This window comes from Micrococcus sp. KBS0714 (genome assembly GCF_002008305.4).
GTDB lineage: Bacteria > Actinomycetota > Actinomycetes > Actinomycetales > Micrococcaceae > Micrococcus > Micrococcus luteus.
This window is the reverse complement of record NZ_CP042169.1, coordinates 571,373-586,170: the sequence shown is the minus strand read 5'-3', so window position 1 is coordinate 586,170 and position 14,798 is coordinate 571,373. Positions and strand designations below refer to the sequence as shown.

The following is a 14,798-nucleotide window of genomic DNA, read 5'->3' as shown; positions in this document are numbered from 1 at the left end:
TCAGCCCTCCGGCGCGAAGATCGCGTCGACCACCTGCTGCGCCCACTCGAGCAGCGGGACATCCACGAGATCCTGACCCATGACCGGCTTGGTCTTGGGCCGCGGGATGAGGACGCCGTTCAGGGCCGGCTTGACCTGGGCGCCCTTGTACATGCGGGTCAGGCGCATCTGACGGGACTCCGGCAGGTCCGCGGCGGGGCCGAACTTCACGTTCTGGCCCAGCAGCATGACCTCGGTGACGCCCGCGGCCCGCGCCCGGTTGCGGAACCGGGCGACGGCGACGAGCGCCTCCACCGGCTCCGGCAGCGGGCCGTAGCGGTCCTTGAGCTCCTCCACCACGGCGTCCACGGCGGCGTCGTCCGCGGCCTGGGCGAGGTTGCGGTACATCTCGAGGCGCAGCCGCTCCCCCGGCACGTAGTCGTGCGGCAGGTGGGCGTTGACCGGCAGCTCCACCTTCACCTCGGCGGGCGCGGTGTCCTCCTCGCCCTTGAAGTCGGCCACGGCCTCGCCCACCATCCGCAGGTAGAGGTCGAAGCCCACGCCGGCGATGTGGCCGGACTGCTCCCCGCCCAGCAGGTTGCCGGCGCCGCGGATCTCGAGGTCCTTCATGGCCAGCTGCATGCCCGCGCCGAGCTCGTTGTGGGTGGCCACGGCCTTGAGCCGTTCGAGGGCCACCTCGCCGAGGGGCTTCTGCGGGTCGTACAGGAAGTACGCGTACGCCCGCTCGCGGCCACGGCCCACCCGGCCGCGCAGCTGGTGCAGCTGCGAGAGGCCGTAGCGGTGGGCGTCCTCCACGATCAGGGTGTTGGCGTTGGCGATGTCCAGGCCGGTCTCGATGATCGTGGTGGAGACGAGCACGTCGAACTTCCGCTCCCAGAAGTCCACCATGATCTGCTCGAGCCGGGCCTCGCTCATCTTGCCGTGGGCGACGGCGATCCGGGCCTCCGGCACCAGCTCGGCGATGCGCTTGGCCACCTTGTCGATGGTGGTGACGCGGTTGTGCACGTAGAACACCTGGCCCTCACGCATTAGCTCGCGGCGGATGGCCGCGGTGACCTGCTGGTCCGAGTACGGGCCCACCGAGGTGAGCACGGGGTGGCGTTCCTCCGGGGCGGTGGCCAGCGTGGAGGTCTCGCGGATGCCGGTGAGGGACATCTCGAGGGTGCGCGGGATGGGCGTGGCGGACATGGCGAGCACGTCCACGTTGGTGCGCATCTTCTTCAGCGCCTCCTTGTGCTCGACGCCGAAGCGCTGCTCCTCGTCCACGATCACCAGGCCCAGGTCCTTGAACTGCACCTGGTCGGAGAGCAGCCGGTGGGTGCCGATCACCACGTCCACCTCGCCGTGCGCGAGCCCCTCGATGACCTCCTTGGACTCCTTGGCGGTCTGGAACCGGGAGAGCGCGGCCACCTTCACGGGGAAGCCGGCGAACCGGTCGGAGAACGTCTGGTGGTGCTGGCGGGCGAGCAGCGTCGTCGGGACGAGGACGGCCACCTGCTTGCCGTCCTGCACCGCCTTGAACGCGGCGCGCACGGCCACCTCGGTCTTGCCGAAGCCGACGTCGCCGGAGACGAGCCGGTCCATGGGAACGGCCGCCTCCATGTCCTTCTTGACGTCCTCGATGGTGGTCAGCTGGTCCGGCGTCTCGATGAACGGGAAGGCCTCCTCCAGCTCGCCCTGCCACGGGGTGTCCGGGGCGAACGCGTGGCCGCGCGAGGCCATGCGGGCCGAGTACAGGCGGATGAGCTCGCCGGCGATCTCGCGGGTGGCGCGCTTGGCCTTGGACTTGGTCTGCGCCCAGTCCGAGCCGCCCATCTTGGACAGCGACGGCGTCTCCCCGCCCACGTAGGTGGAGATCAGGTCGAGCTGGTCGGTGGGCACGAAGAGCCGGTCGCCGGGGGCGCCGCGCTTCGAGGGCGCGTACTCCAGCACGAGGTACTCGCGGTAGGACTCCTCGGCGCCGGGGGCGGTGCGCGGGCCGCCGGTGACCTTGCGGCGCTGCAGCTCCACGAAGCGGGCGATGCCGTGCTGGGAGTGCACCACGTGGCCGCCGGGCTGCAGGGTCAGCGGGTCGACGGCGTTGCGCCGCTTCCGGGCCAGCCGCGCCCCGGGGGCGCGCGTGCCCGCGGTGCGGTGCCGGCCGAAGAGGTCGTGCTCCGTGATCAGGGCGATCTGCGCGTCCGGGATCGTGAAGCCGGAGCCGACGGGCGCCGTCGCGATGGAGACCCGCCCCGGGGCGAGGTCCGCGGGCAGGGGCCCGTCCACCACGGAGGCCGTGAGACCGGCCTCCGCGTTGAGCTCGGCGAGACGGCGGGCGGAGCCGGGGCCGTCGGTGAGGACCACGGCATGCCACCCCTCCGCGAGCCGGACGCGGGTGTGCGCGACCATGGCCTCGATGTCGCCCGAGAAGGTCTGCGGGACGCCGAGGGTGGCGCGCAGGGTGGCGGCGTCGGGCAGCAGCTCAGCGTCCGAGACCAGCGCGGTGACGGACCAGAACCCCTGGTCCTGCTCGAGCGCGGCCGCGCGGAGCTCGGCCACCGTGAGGAAGCCGCCGGCGGCGGACTGGTCCGCCTCGGCCACGTCCACCGGGGCGACCGCTCCCTGCGCGGCGCCGGCCCACGCGGCCTGGAGGAACTCCTCGTTGGTGGCCAGCAGGTCGTCGGCGCGGCCGCGCAGGCGCTCGGGCTCCACGAGGACGGTCAGCGACCCGGTGGGCAGCATGCGCGGCAGCGACGTCATGGCCTCGGCCAGCAGCGGAGAGAGGGACTCCATGCCCTCCACAGCGACGCCCTCCGCGATCCGGTCCAGCATGTCCGCGGCGGCGGGCATGGCCGGGATCAGCTCCTTCGCGCGCCGGCGCACGTGGTCCGTGATCAGCAGCTCGCGGCACGGGGGCGCGTACAGCTCGGAGGGGTGGCCCGAGCCGTCCTCCGTGGTGTCCTCGAGGGAGCGCTGGTCCGCCACGGAGAACCAGCGCATCTGCTCCACCTCGTCGCCGAAGAACTCGATGCGCACGGGGTAGTCCTCGGTGGGCGGGAACACGTCGATCAGCCCGCCGCGCACCGCGAACTCGCCGCGACGGCTGACCATGTCCACGCGGGAGTAGGCGGCGTCCGCGAGCGCGGCCACCACACCGTCGAAGTCCCGCTCCTCCCCCGTCCGCAGGGTCACCGGGCTCAGCTCGCCGAGCCCGGCCACGAGGGGCTGCAGCACGGCGCGCACGGGGGCGACGACGATGCGCAGCGGGCCCTCCGCGTGCTCCTCGGGGTGGGCGAGGCGGCGCAGCACGGCCAGGCGCGCGCCCACGGTGTCCGAGCGCGGGGACAGGCGCTCGTGGGGCAGCGTCTCCCAGGACGGGAACAGCGCGGCGGCACCGGCGGGTGCCCAGGCGGCCAGGTCGGTCACGAGGTCCTCGGCCTCGCGGGTGGTCGCGGTGACCACGAGGACGGCGGCGCGCTCGCCGTGGCCCTCGGCCAGCGCCTCGGCGAGGACGGTCAGCAGGGGCGCGCGGGCGCCGTCGGGCAGGCCGATCTCCAGTTCGACGCCCCGGGCCTCGAGCGGCCGGGAGGCGGAGGCGGCGGCTGCCTCGAGCGCGCGTTCGGCGCGCAGGCGCGGCAGCAGCGGGGCGAGGACGGGGGTGGTCTCGGGGGCGCTCATGCGCGGACCTCCGGGGTGGCGGTGGAGCCGTCCGTGGCGGCGGGCAGTTCGGTGGTCATGATCTCCCGGATCTCTTCGAGGAAGGCGAGGACGTCGTCGGCGCCGCCCACCGGGCCGCCGGCGGTGAGCCGGTCCGTACCGAGCAGCACGGCGGTGGGGAACGAATGCAGGCCGATGGCCTGCGAGGCGGCGCCGTCCGGGTCGGCGAGCACGAGCGACGCGTCGACGGCGCCACTGCGGATCGCGCCGTCTGCACCGGGGGCCCGCTGGGGCATGAGGACCCGCAGCCGGACCGGCCCGAGCGCGTCCTTGAACTCGTCCAGCCGCTCGATCACCCGGGCGCAGGAGCCGCACCCCGTGGACAGGCGCAGGGCCACCACGGCCCCGTCCTGGACCAGCCGGTGCAGACCGGTGTACTCGCCGTCCGCGACCACGACGGCGTCCGGGAACGGGCGGCGTTCGGGCTCGGCCTCGCCCACGGGGTCCGCGGCGTCCGGGGCCTCGGGCGTCGCCGGGGCCTCGGGCGTCGCCGGGGCCGCGTCCGGTGCGGCCGGGACGGACTCACGGCCGGCCAGGAACGCGGCGGTGGTGAGCAGCACGGTCACGAGCAGGGCCCAGGCCCACGCGCCGGCGCCGAAGGCGGTGAGCGGCTGCCAGGCCAGGCCCGCGCCGTGCACCGCCAGCGAGACGATCCCCTCCACCAGAGCCAGGACGGCGAGCACCAGGAAGACGACGTTGCGGACCACCGTGGTGCGGGAGATCGGGGCGGCCGAGGCCTCGCCGAAGCAGCCACACGAGACGCCGTCGTCCTGGGCCCGGACCACGAGCGCGAGGAAGGCGGCGAAGAGGGCCACGGCCGCCAGGCCGACGACGGGACGCAGCGGGGTGAAGGGCTGCAGGAGGGCGGCGGCGAGCAGCAGCTCGAGCCAGGGGAACGCACGCGCCAGGGCGGGGGCCGCGAACGGGCGGGGCACCCTGAGTCGGGTGAATGTGGCCTGCACGTCCTCGCCGGAACGGAGTTTCGCCGTCCCGCTCAGGAGCATGATGAGGGCCACGGCCCAGAGTGCCGACATGGCGGACACACCTTCCAGGGGGTTCACGAGGGGTCGCGCGGCCGGTCCCGGCGCCGTGCACGGGACCCGGGCCGCGGAGGCCAGCATATAAGGTGAGGGATGGACGCCCATCGCCGTCGGCGAACCGGTGCCGGCCCTCTCACGGCCCGCCGGGCGCGGCCCGACTTGACCCCGAGGAGACACCGTGGCCTTTTCCGCTCAGCAGTCCATCCCGCACCCGCCGGCGGCCGTGGCAGCCGCCCTGGCGTCCGAGGACTTCCACCGTTCCGTGGTCGAGTCCTTCGGCGGCTCCCTGGTCTCGTTCTCCGTCGAGGGCTCCCCGGAGGGCCCGATGACCGTCACCGCCGTGCGCTCCCTGCCCGCGGACCGCATCCCGGATCGTGTCCCAGACATGGCCCGCAAGCTCATCGGCTCCGCCCTCCAGGTGGAGCAGGTGGAGCGGTGGGACGCGCCCGCCGCGGACGGCTCCCGCGCCGGCACCACCACCATCACCGTGCCCTCCGCCAAGGCGACGGCGGACGGCGCCCTCCGCCTGACCGCCGCCGGTGAGGGCTCCCAGTTCTCCGTGGACGGCACCCTCGTCTGCCGGATCCCGCTGGTGGGCTCTAAGCTCGCGGCGAAGGCCGAGCCGATGGTCGGCAAGGTCGTCAATCGTCAGGCCCGGGCGCTGTCCTCGTGGCTCGAGCGTGACGGCGGAGCCGCGCGCGGTTGATCTCGTTCTCCCGTCGCCCGGCGCCGACGAGCCCGTCTCCGCCGGCCCGGCGGGGGCGCCGGGCCCTCCCCTCGCCGGACGCCGTGCTCATCGTGTGCACCGGCAACGTGTGCCGCTCGGCCTATGCGAGCCGGGCCCTGCAGGGACGGCTGGCGGCTCTGGTCCCCGGCCGGGTGGAGGTCGGCAGCGCCGGCTCCCAGCCGAACCAGGCCCTGACGGTGCCCCCGCCGCTCGTGCGGCTCGGCGCCGAGGCCGGTGTAGCCGGCCTCGCGGACCACCGGCCCGCCGCGCTGCAGCCGTTCATGGTCGCGGAGGCAGATCTCGTGTTGGCGGCGGCTCAGGAGCACATGCGCTTCGCGCTGCGGGAGGTGCCGCAGGCCGTCGCGCGGGTGTTCACCGTACTGGAACTCGCAGCGCTGGTCCGCATCTTGGACGCGCGGAACGGACGGGACTGGATCCCCGCGGGCCGAGGAGTGCGTGCCTTCGCGGCGGAGGCAGCCCACCACCGGGCCCTCGCACGGTCGAGCGCCCAGCCCCTCGACGTCGTGGACCCGTTCCGCGGGCCGGTGGAGGGGTACGCGGAGATGATCCGGATCATGGATCCCGCACTGGAGACCATCGCGGATGCCCTGGCCCGTGCCGTGACCCCGACCCCCTGAGCGTGGGGCTGCGTCCCCGTCGAGGATGTCGCGGGGCGGGAGGTCAGTGGAACGCCTGCTGGGCGGGCTCGAGCCCGTCCGTGACGAGCTTCTCGACGGCGTCCGCCGCGCGGTCCACGTGCAGCGGCAGGGCGTCCTGCTCGGGCTTGGTGAAGGGGCGCAGCACGAAGTCGGCCACGTCCATGCGGCCCGGGGGTCGGCCGATGCCGACGCGCACGCGGGCGTAGTCCTTCGTGCCGAGCGAGGCGGTGATGGACTTCAGGCCGTTGTGGCCGCCCTCTCCCCCGCCGCGCTTGAGACGCAGGGTGTCGAACGGGATGTCCAGCTCGTCATGGACCACCACGAGGTCCTCGGGGCCGATCCCGTAGAAGGCCGCCAGCGCGGAGACGGGGCGTCCGGAGACGTTCATGTAGCCGGTGGACTTCGCGAGCACGACCCGCGGTCCCCCGATGCCGAGGCGACCCGTGGCCACCACGGCGCCGGCCCGGTGGCGGGTGAACCCGACCCCCATGCGGGAGGCGAGCTCATCCGCCACCATCTGGCCGACGTTGTGACGGGTGCGCTCGTACTCGGGCCCGGGATTGCCGAGCCCGACGATGAGCGTGGTCCCCGTCGTCACTGCGTGATCAGTCCTCGGCAGACTCGGCGGCCTGCTCCTCCTGCACGGACTCGTCGCCAAGGTCCTGCTCGACGACCTCGTTGACGGTGGCGATGACGATGTCGTCCTCGAGCTGCAGGGTGGCGCCGGCCGGGACCTGCACGTCCGGGGCGTACACGTGGTCGCCGGCCTCGCGGCCCTCGATGGAGATGGTGACGACCTCGGGCAGGTCGGTGGCGTCGGCCTCGACCGGCACGGTGGCGTAGTCCAGCACGTACTCGGTGCCGGGGGCGACCTCGCCCTCGACCTGCACGGTGACCTCGACGACGACCTTCTCGCCGCGACGGACCTCGATGAGGTCCAGGTGGTCCACGGTGTCCTTGATGGCGTGGCGCTGGATGTCCTTGGGCAGGACCAGGTGCTCCTCGCCGGCCTCGTTCACGACGGTGAGCAGGGCGTTGGGGTTGCGGACGGCCAGGGTGGTCTCCTGGGCCGGCAGCAGCAGGTGCACGGGATCCTGGCCGTGGCCGTAGACGACGGCGGGGATCAGGCCGGCACGGCGGGCCTGGCGGGCGGCGCCCTTGCCGAAGTCGGTGCGGCGGGTGACCTTGATCTTGAGCTGGTCAGACATGATGCGTCCTCCTGTGGGGGTCTCGGCCGCGCTGCCGGGGGCGGCGCGGGATGCGGCCAGGAGGGGGCTTCTGTGCCGCAGCGGGTCAGCATGCTGACGCGCGGTGGCGGCCTCGTCGATCACGGAGCGCGCGCTCCCTCGCCTGGGCAACCTGGACAGGATAGCACCGACGCCGGCGGGCCGGCTCAGACGCCTGCACGCCGGGACCGCTCGATGATGCGGTCCAGCTTGCGGCGGTGGGCCCGGTCCTTCGCGGGCGCGCCCTGGGATTCCTCATTCTCCTGGGCACTCAGCAGCAGACCGCAGCCGAGGACGACGGCACCGAAGATCGTGATGAACACCTCACCCAGCTGGAGGGAGGTCACCAGGATGATGAGGGCGGCGGCCTCGACGGCCACCCGCGACGGCGATCGGTGCGTCCGGGCGAAGGGCCGCAGGCACAGCCACAGGTAGGCGCCCACCACCACGATCAGGAACGGCCAGCCGCCCTCCACCAGCAGCCCCAGATAGGAGTTGTGGAAGAACATGGTCACGTTGTCCAGCTCCACGAAGGCCGTGGAGAGGCCCTGGCCGAAGAAGGACGTGTCCGCGACCTTCTCCGCGGACGCCTCCTGGATCTGCTCGCGGAACCAGTCGGTGCCCGTGCGGTCGCCGAAGATCCCGAGGTCGGCCAGATTCACTTCGGCCCAGCTGACGAACCAGCCCAGGACGACCCCCAGTGCGATACGCAGGACCCGCCCCAGGTAGGGGCTCACGAGGATCCACACGACGGCGCAGAGCAGACCGGCCATCGAGGTCCGCGAGCCGGTGAGGAAGGTCAGGGCGAAGCCGGCGCCCAGCACGAGGAGCTTCGGACCCATGCGCTGCATGGTGGCCACCAGCAGCACGGGCAGGAGCGCATAGAAGAGGCCGGAGACGTTCTTGTCCCCCAGGAACCCGGTGAGGTAGCCGCCGTAGGTGTCCGGGGCCAGGCCCGCGTAGAAGAGGGGCACGTTGATCAGTGCTCCGGCCGTCATCCCGTAGAGGACGCCCTTGATGTCGATCCTCTCGCTGGCGATGGCGTAGATCAGCAGGATCAGGAGCGTGATCCTCGTGGCGCGACGCGTGGGGTCGAGGTCGTTGTGCACGGTCACCGCGACGAGATACGCCACCAGGGCCAGTGCGACGAGGGCCAGCACGCCGTACTGGGAGAGGTCCCGGCGGGGCTGCCGGAATGAGGCGAGGAGCAGCAGAAGGATGGCGGAGAACTCCGCGAACGGGATCGGCAGGCCGGGAGCGGTGAACGCCTCCATCACCAGGCCGATGGCCAGCACGGCCTCGAACAGCCGCGGTGAGGCCGGCGTGACCAAGGGGTTCCACGGGGAGCGGGTCCACGCGGCCTGACCGTCCGGGACGAGGCCGAGTGAGGCGTGACGCCTGGCAGGCCGGGCCTCGGGTGGCGCGACGGCCCCCATGGCGCGGGCAGCCGTCCGGTCACGGGGCGTGCTCGGGCGCATGGTGCGGAACCTTTCGTGGACGCCGGGCGATACTCGGCTCAGCGTAGCGCGGTGGCGTGCCTCGTCCTCGGGCCCGGCAGACCGCACGAGGGGTCTTGGTACCGTGGACCGCGCGTGCCTCGCCCACGACGGCCCGCGCATTCCCGTCCATGACCCCCGAGGTGCTCCGTGACGATCGTCGACTTCTTCCGCCTCCTGCGCGCCAACCTCCTGCTGCTCCTGGCAGCAGCCCTTGTGGGGGGTCTGTTGGGTTGGGGCTACTCCGCACTGCAGCCCCGGATCTACGCGTCCGAATCTCAGGGGTTCCTCGCCGCCCGGGCTGCAGATCAGAGCCTCATCACCAGCAACCTGCCCGCCGAGAGCCGGGCTCAGGCCTACGTCGCCCTGATCAACAGCGAGGCCGTGCGTGAACGCGTGGCACAGGACACGGGGCAGGACGGCGACGGCTCGCTCTCCGCGGTGCTCGTCCCCGAGTCCAGCATGATCAAGGTGACCGCCACCTCGACGGATCCCGAGACCGCCGCGCAGCTGGCGAACAGTGCACTGCAGGCGACGGCGGACGTGGCGGCGGACGTGGACAAGAACAGCCCGCTGGAGGTCGTGCCGCTGTCCGATGCCCGCGTGCCCTCTGCCCCCGTGAGCCCTGACACCCGGCGCAACGTCCTCTTGGGCGTCGTGGCCGGACTGGGTGCGGGACTCGCCATCGCCGTGCTCCGTCGTCTCCTGGACGTGAAGGTGCGCAGCCGCGCCGACGTGAAGGAGATCACCGGCGCCGGCGTCATCGGGGCCGTCCCGGAGAACGCGTCCCTGACCCGCACGGGCGAGGAGGCCGTGGACCTCGACCCCCGGGCCGGCGAGGCCATCCGGGCGCTGCGCACCAATCTCAAGTTCGTCTCCGTCGACGAGCCGCCCCGCGTCGTCTCGTTCACGAGCGCGGACCCCTCCGAGGGCAAGTCGACCGTCGCATCGAACCTGGCCCGCGCCCTGGCCCTGGCCGGCGAACGGGTGCTCGTGGTGGACGCCGACCTGCGGCGGCCCCGGCAGCACGACCTCTTCCAGGTGGCGGGCGACGTGGGCCTTTCCGAGGTGCTGGCCGGTGAGGTGCAGCCGGACGACGCCCTCGCGGCCACCGGAATCCCGAACCTCACGCTGCTCCCCGCCGGCCGGACGCCCCCGAACCCGTCGGAGCTGCTGGGCTCGAAGCGCATGCGGGCCCTGCTGAAGCTGGCATCGGAGGACTTCTTCGTCATCGTCGACTCCCCGCCGCTGCTGCCCGTCACGGACGGCTCCCTCCTGGCCACGGCCGTGGACGGGACGGTGCTCGTGGTGCGTCAGGGACGGACCCGCAAGGACCACCTGGAGGCGGCTGTGGAGAATCTCGCCGCAGTGGACGCGCATCTGCTGGGCGTCGTCATGAACGGCGTCGCGCGCTCCCAGCGCGGCGGCGGCTACTCCTACGGCTACGGGTACGAGAGCACGTACCACAAGTCCCATGACAAGTACCTGCAGGGAACCGGCAAGGGCGGAAAGAAGTCCCGTCGGGCCGCACGGGCGAAGAAGGGCTGACGCCAGTCCCCTCCACACGCTGGGGCCCCGCACCTTCCGGTGCGGGGCCCCACTACGTCTGTGCGAGCCGGCCAGTGCTGGCTGCGGCCCCGTCGATCACGGAGCGCGCGCTCCCTCGCCTGGGCAACCCCGACAGGACACCACCCGCACGACGGGGGCGGGTGGCCCGGTTCAGCTGCTCAGCTGCTGCAGATTTGCTGTGGCTTCGGCGTCCGGCGTGACCGCCATGCGCCCCTGAGCGCCGGGAACGTAGGGTCCGCTCGGCCCGTTGCGGCGTTCGAAGCTGAGTGTCATCGGCTGCTGCGGCCCGGTGGGCCCGTCCGGGTCCACGACGATCTCCCGGTACGTCCAGTAGTCCAAGGGTAGGCACTGGCCATTTTCGGACATGGAGAAGTTGGTGGCCTTCACATGGAAGGTCTCGAGGTAGAGCCGCCCGTCACTCTTGACGTCCGCCGGGTTGATGGTGCCGGTGTACGTCCAGGTGTAGGGGGTGTACTTGAAACCGTCAGCCTTGGTCTGCGCGGCACCCCGCACGGGGCCTGACCACTTCGTTGAATGCCCGGTGGCCGCCTGCCAGGTGATCGGGTTCTGCGTCGCAGTATGGGTGCCACGCACCCAGTAGACGAGCTTGGCGCCGCTGTAGCTGGCGTCCTTCGAGACGTCATAGAGGTAGAGCCCCCAGGGCGCGCCATCGGGAGTGGCACCCCCACGAGTGGGCGCCGAGTTCACCTCGAGAGAATAGCGGCAACCGCCATGATTAGTTGTCGTGTTCAGCACCCAGCCGTTGATGCCGGGATCCTTGCGCAGCGAAGCGGCGAAGGACGGTGCCGCCGAGACCATGGCGACGGCGGGGACAGACCAGGCCAGACCGGTGGCGACGGCGCGTCGACTTGGGCCTGACGCGGTGGTGTGAGCAGAGCGAGCGTTCATGACGGGGCCTTTCAGGGAGACTACATGTGCCCGATTCAGGAGGACAACGTGTGCCTGATGTATTTCTGCTGTGCAGACACGTCCAAGGGAAGAGTATCAGCAGGTGCCAGCCTTGAACTCCGTCAGATGGTCTCGCAGGCGTTCGCGCTGGTCCGGGGCGGTGTAGCCGACGGCGGCCAGGGGCCCGAGGTCGAGGGCGCTGTTGGTCGGCCGCGGTGCCACGCCCTCCTTGCCGGCCAGGTACGCCGCGGTGGTGGTGGCGGAGACGCGGGCGGCGTCGTGGCCGGTGTCCTCGAAGACCCACCGGGCGACGTCGTGCCAGGTGACCACGTCGCCGCTGTTGGTCATGTGGAACGTGCCCGTGGGCGCGTCCGTGGTGACCAGGTGCAGCAGGGCGTCGGCGAGGTCGTCGGCGAAGGTGAGGCGGCCGTGCTGGTCGGCGACGACGGCCGGGTCGATCCCGCGCTCGGCGAGGGAGGCCATGGTGGCCACGAAGTTCTTCCCCTCCCCGATCACCCAGGAGGTGCGGACGATCCAGTGCCGCGGCACGGTGCGCACCGCGGCCTCGCCGGCGGCCTTCGACTGGCCGTAGACGCCCAGCGGCGCGAGCGGGTGGTCCACCGGGTGCTCCTGGCCTACGGGGAGGGCGCCGTCGAACACGTAGTCCGTGGACACGTGGGCCAGGGGGACGCCGGCCTTGGTGCAGCGGCGGGCGAGCTCGGCGACGGCGGCCGCGTTGACGGCCCAGGCCTGGGCCCGGCCCTCGGGCGTCTCCGCGGCGTCCACCGCGGTCATGGCGGACGCGTTGACCACGGCGCGCAGGCCGCGGAAGTGCTCCCGTGGCCACGAGGCCGGATCGGTCATGTCCCACGTGTCCCGGCCGTGGGCCTCGACCGGGATCCCCGCGGCCTCGGCGCGGGCCACCAGGGCACGGCCGAGCTGGCCGCCGGCGCCGAGCACGAGGATCGGGGCGGACGGCATGGGGGTGACGTCCGCGAGCATCGGGTGGGCGCGGTCCTTGTCCGAGAGCTCGGCGTCCTCGAGCGGGATGGGCCAGGCGATGGCCGCCGTCGGGTCCGCGAGGTTGAGGAACGTGTACCGGCCCTGCGCGTCGGCGGACCAGTGGTCGTTCACCAGGTAGGTGTAGGCCGTGTCCGGCTCGAGCGTCTGGTAGGAGTTGCCCACCCCGCGCGGCACGAAGACGGCCTTCTCCGGGCCGAGCTCCACGGTGGCGACGGCGCCGAAGGACGGTCCCTCGCGCAGGTCCACCCAGGCGCCGAAGATCCGGCCGTGGGCGACGGCCACGTACTTGTCCCAGGGTTCGGCGTGGATGCCGCGGGTGGTGCCGACGGCGTCGTTGAAGGAGATGTTGTTCTGCACGGGGGCGAGCGCGGCCAGGCGGGGGTGCTCGGCGGCGAGGGCGCGGATCTTCTCCCGCTGCCAGTTCTCCTTGAACCAGCCGCGGTTGTCCCCGTGGACGTCGAGGTCGAGGACGAGCAGGCCGGGGATGGCGGTCTCGGTGATGCGCATCAGCGGTGCCCCCTCACTGGCCCTGGGCGCGGTAGGTGGCCTCGACGGCGGCCTTGGCCGGGCGCCACCAGGCCTCGTTCTCGCGGTACCAGCGGACCGTGTCCGCCAGACCGGCGCGGATGTCCGTGAACCGCGGCTCCCAACCGAGCTCGGTGCGCAGCGCGGTGTTGTCGATCGCGTAGCGCAGGTCGTGGCCGGGGCGGTCGGCGACGAGGTCGTAGTCGTCCGCGGGGCGGTCGAAGAGCTCGAGGAGGATCTCCACGACCTCCCGGTTGTTCTTCTCCCCGTCCGCGCCGATCAGGTAGGTCCGGCCGATCTCGCCACGCTCCAGGATGCGCAGCACGGCCGAGGAGTGGTCCTCGGTGTGGATCCAGTCCCGGACGTTGACGCCCTGGCCGTAGAGGCGGGGGCGGACGCCGTCGATCAGGTTGGTGATCTGGCGCGGGATGAACTTCTCGATGTGCTGGTACGGCCCGTAGTTGTTGGAGCAGTTGCTCAGCGTGGCCTGCACTCCGAAGGAGCGGACCCACGCGCGCACCAGGTGGTCCGAGCCGGCCTTCGAGGCCGAGTAGGGGCTGGAGGGGTTGTACGGGGTGGTCTCGGTGAACTTCGCCGGGTCGTCGAGCTCGAGGTCGCCGTAGACCTCGTCCGTGGACACGTGGTGGAACCGCTTGCCGTGCTTGCGGGCAGCTTCGAGGAGGACGAAGGTTCCGACGATGTTCGTCTGGATGAACGGGGAGGGATCGTTCAGCGAATTGTCATTGTGGGACTCCGCCGCGTAGTGCACGACGGCGTCCGACTCGGCGACCAGGCGGTCCACCAGGGCCGCGTCGCAGATGTCCCCGACCTCGAGGGTGACGCGGTCCTCGGGCAGGCCGGCGAGGTTCTCCCGGTTGCCGGCGTAGGTCAGCTTGTCCAGGACGACGACGTCGTGCCCGGTCTCGCGGACGACGTGGTGGACGAAGTTCGAGCCGATGAACCCGGCGCCGCCGGTGACGAGGAGGTGCATGGGGTCCAGCGTATTCCAGAGCCGGAACCGGGCACCCACCGGTAAGCTGGACCAGCATGAACCACGTGGCGTCATCGCTCCGTGCCCCCTGAATGAGTAAGGTGATCGCGCTTCATGGAATCCGTGGATGTGCAGGGTGTTGACGTGCTGCGGTGGAACCCCCGGGTCCCCCTGCCCCTCAAACCGCAGCGACTCATGCGCTGGACTCGACGGTTGCCGTCAGCCCCTCGTGTGGGCAACGTAGGAGACGTCCTAGGGCCTGAGATAGTGCGGCAGCACCTCGACGAGACGGTTGCCCCACGGCGCGGGCGTCGCCCCCGACCCTCACTTGCCGTCGTCGGGTCAGTGATCCATATGTTGCCAGGAGGCACTGTCGTCTGGGGCGCAGGGGTCAATGGAAAACATGTCGAGCTACCCCTTCCTGAACGACTCGACATCCGGGCCGTCAGGGGGCCTCTCACGGGCCGCCACCTGGCCGCGCAGGGCATCCGGGACCCTGGCGTCTACGGAGATCCCGCGCTCCTCCTGCAGACCGACGTGGCTCGCGCACCCACCCCCCACGGAGTCGTGCATGTGCCGAATCTCAATGACTTTCACCGACCCGCCCTCGACGACGTGACGACCGTCGACCCCCGCACGCCCCTACTGCCGTTCTTGCGTCAGCTCGCAAGGGCTGAGCTCGTGGTCGGCAGCAGCCTGCACGGCGTGATCCTGGCTGAGCGGCTCGGCGTCCCGGCCCGCGTCATTCGGTCCGACGCGGAGCCGTCGTTCAAGTACGAGGACTACTACGAGGGAACCGGCCGCGCGAATGTGCGTCTGGCCGCCGACATCCACCACGCCCTCGATCTCGGAGGAGTGGACTCAGGATCGACCGTTGACGCCACCCTCGCCGCCGCGTTCCCCCGCGATCTCTGGGAGCGTTGAACTCTTAGGAGCG

The 14,798-nt window shown here is 71.8% G+C and carries 12 protein-coding genes; 4 read left to right on the top strand and 8 right to left on the bottom strand.

Features of this window, described 5'->3' with window-relative positions:
• Complete coding sequence (gene mfd, locus B1A86_RS02645; protein ID WP_078025718.1) at positions 1-3,657, bottom strand: transcription-repair coupling factor; 3,657 nt, start codon at positions 3,655-3,657, stop codon at positions 1-3.
• On the bottom strand, positions 3,654-4,730 hold the full coding sequence (locus B1A86_RS02640) for a MauE/DoxX family redox-associated membrane protein (RefSeq protein WP_078025719.1): 1,077 nt from the start codon (positions 4,728-4,730) through the stop codon (positions 3,654-3,656). Before B1A86_RS02640 ends, mfd begins: the two co-directional genes overlap by 4 nt.
• Before the next feature lie 184 nt (positions 4,731-4,914).
• Between B1A86_RS02640 and B1A86_RS02635 the strand changes: the two genes are divergently transcribed.
• Positions 4,915-5,442, top strand: coding sequence for a DUF2505 domain-containing protein (locus B1A86_RS02635; RefSeq protein WP_078025720.1), 528 nt, complete (start codon positions 4,915-4,917; stop codon positions 5,440-5,442).
• A gap of 83 nt (positions 5,443-5,525) precedes the next feature.
• Complete coding sequence (locus B1A86_RS02630) at positions 5,526-6,101, top strand: low molecular weight phosphatase family protein (protein ID WP_138976783.1); 576 nt, start codon at positions 5,526-5,528, stop codon at positions 6,099-6,101.
• Between the two features lie 43 nt (positions 6,102-6,144).
• Here B1A86_RS02630 and pth read toward each other — a convergent pair whose 3' ends face one another.
• The 3 genes from pth to B1A86_RS02615 form a co-directional block, all read right to left on the bottom strand.
• Positions 6,145-6,720 (bottom strand): aminoacyl-tRNA hydrolase, encoded by a 576-nt coding sequence (gene pth, locus B1A86_RS02625; RefSeq protein WP_020626571.1) that lies wholly within the window; start codon positions 6,718-6,720, stop codon positions 6,145-6,147.
• Between the two features lie 7 nt (positions 6,721-6,727).
• Positions 6,728-7,330, bottom strand: coding sequence for a 50S ribosomal protein L25/general stress protein Ctc (locus B1A86_RS02620; protein ID WP_078025721.1), 603 nt, complete (start codon positions 7,328-7,330; stop codon positions 6,728-6,730).
• A 185-nt stretch (positions 7,331-7,515) separates the two neighbouring features.
• On the bottom strand, positions 7,516-8,679 hold the full coding sequence (locus B1A86_RS02615) for an O-antigen ligase (RefSeq protein ID WP_246836840.1): 1,164 nt from the start codon (positions 8,677-8,679) through the stop codon (positions 7,516-7,518).
• 315 nt (positions 8,680-8,994) lie between these two features.
• Here B1A86_RS02615 and B1A86_RS02610 point away from each other — a divergent pair, with 315 nt between their 5' ends.
• Complete coding sequence (locus B1A86_RS02610) at positions 8,995-10,392, top strand: polysaccharide biosynthesis tyrosine autokinase (protein WP_078025722.1); 1,398 nt, start codon at positions 8,995-8,997, stop codon at positions 10,390-10,392.
• Between the two features lie 171 nt (positions 10,393-10,563).
• Here the strand turns inward: B1A86_RS02610 and B1A86_RS02605 are convergent, their stop codons facing one another.
• The 3 genes from B1A86_RS02605 to rfbB form a co-directional block, all read right to left on the bottom strand.
• On the bottom strand, positions 10,564-11,322 hold the full coding sequence (locus tag B1A86_RS02605; protein ID WP_138976782.1) for a hypothetical protein: 759 nt from the start codon (positions 11,320-11,322) through the stop codon (positions 10,564-10,566).
• A gap of 96 nt (positions 11,323-11,418) precedes the next feature.
• Positions 11,419-12,852 carry a sugar nucleotide-binding protein gene (locus B1A86_RS02600; RefSeq protein WP_078025724.1) on the bottom strand — a complete coding sequence of 478 codons (1,434 nt, stop codon included), beginning with the start codon at positions 12,850-12,852 and terminating at the stop codon, positions 11,419-11,421.
• 13 nt (positions 12,853-12,865) lie between these two features.
• Positions 12,866-13,861 (bottom strand): dTDP-glucose 4,6-dehydratase, encoded by a 996-nt coding sequence (gene rfbB, locus B1A86_RS02595; RefSeq protein ID WP_078025725.1) that lies wholly within the window; start codon positions 13,859-13,861, stop codon positions 12,866-12,868.
• Between the two features lie 114 nt (positions 13,862-13,975).
• Between rfbB and B1A86_RS02590 the strand changes: the two genes are divergently transcribed.
• Positions 13,976-14,785 carry a polysaccharide pyruvyl transferase family protein gene (locus B1A86_RS02590; protein WP_089529299.1) on the top strand — a complete coding sequence of 270 codons (810 nt, stop codon included), beginning with the start codon at positions 13,976-13,978 and terminating at the stop codon, positions 14,783-14,785.
• The last annotated feature ends 13 nt before the right edge of the window (positions 14,786-14,798 follow it).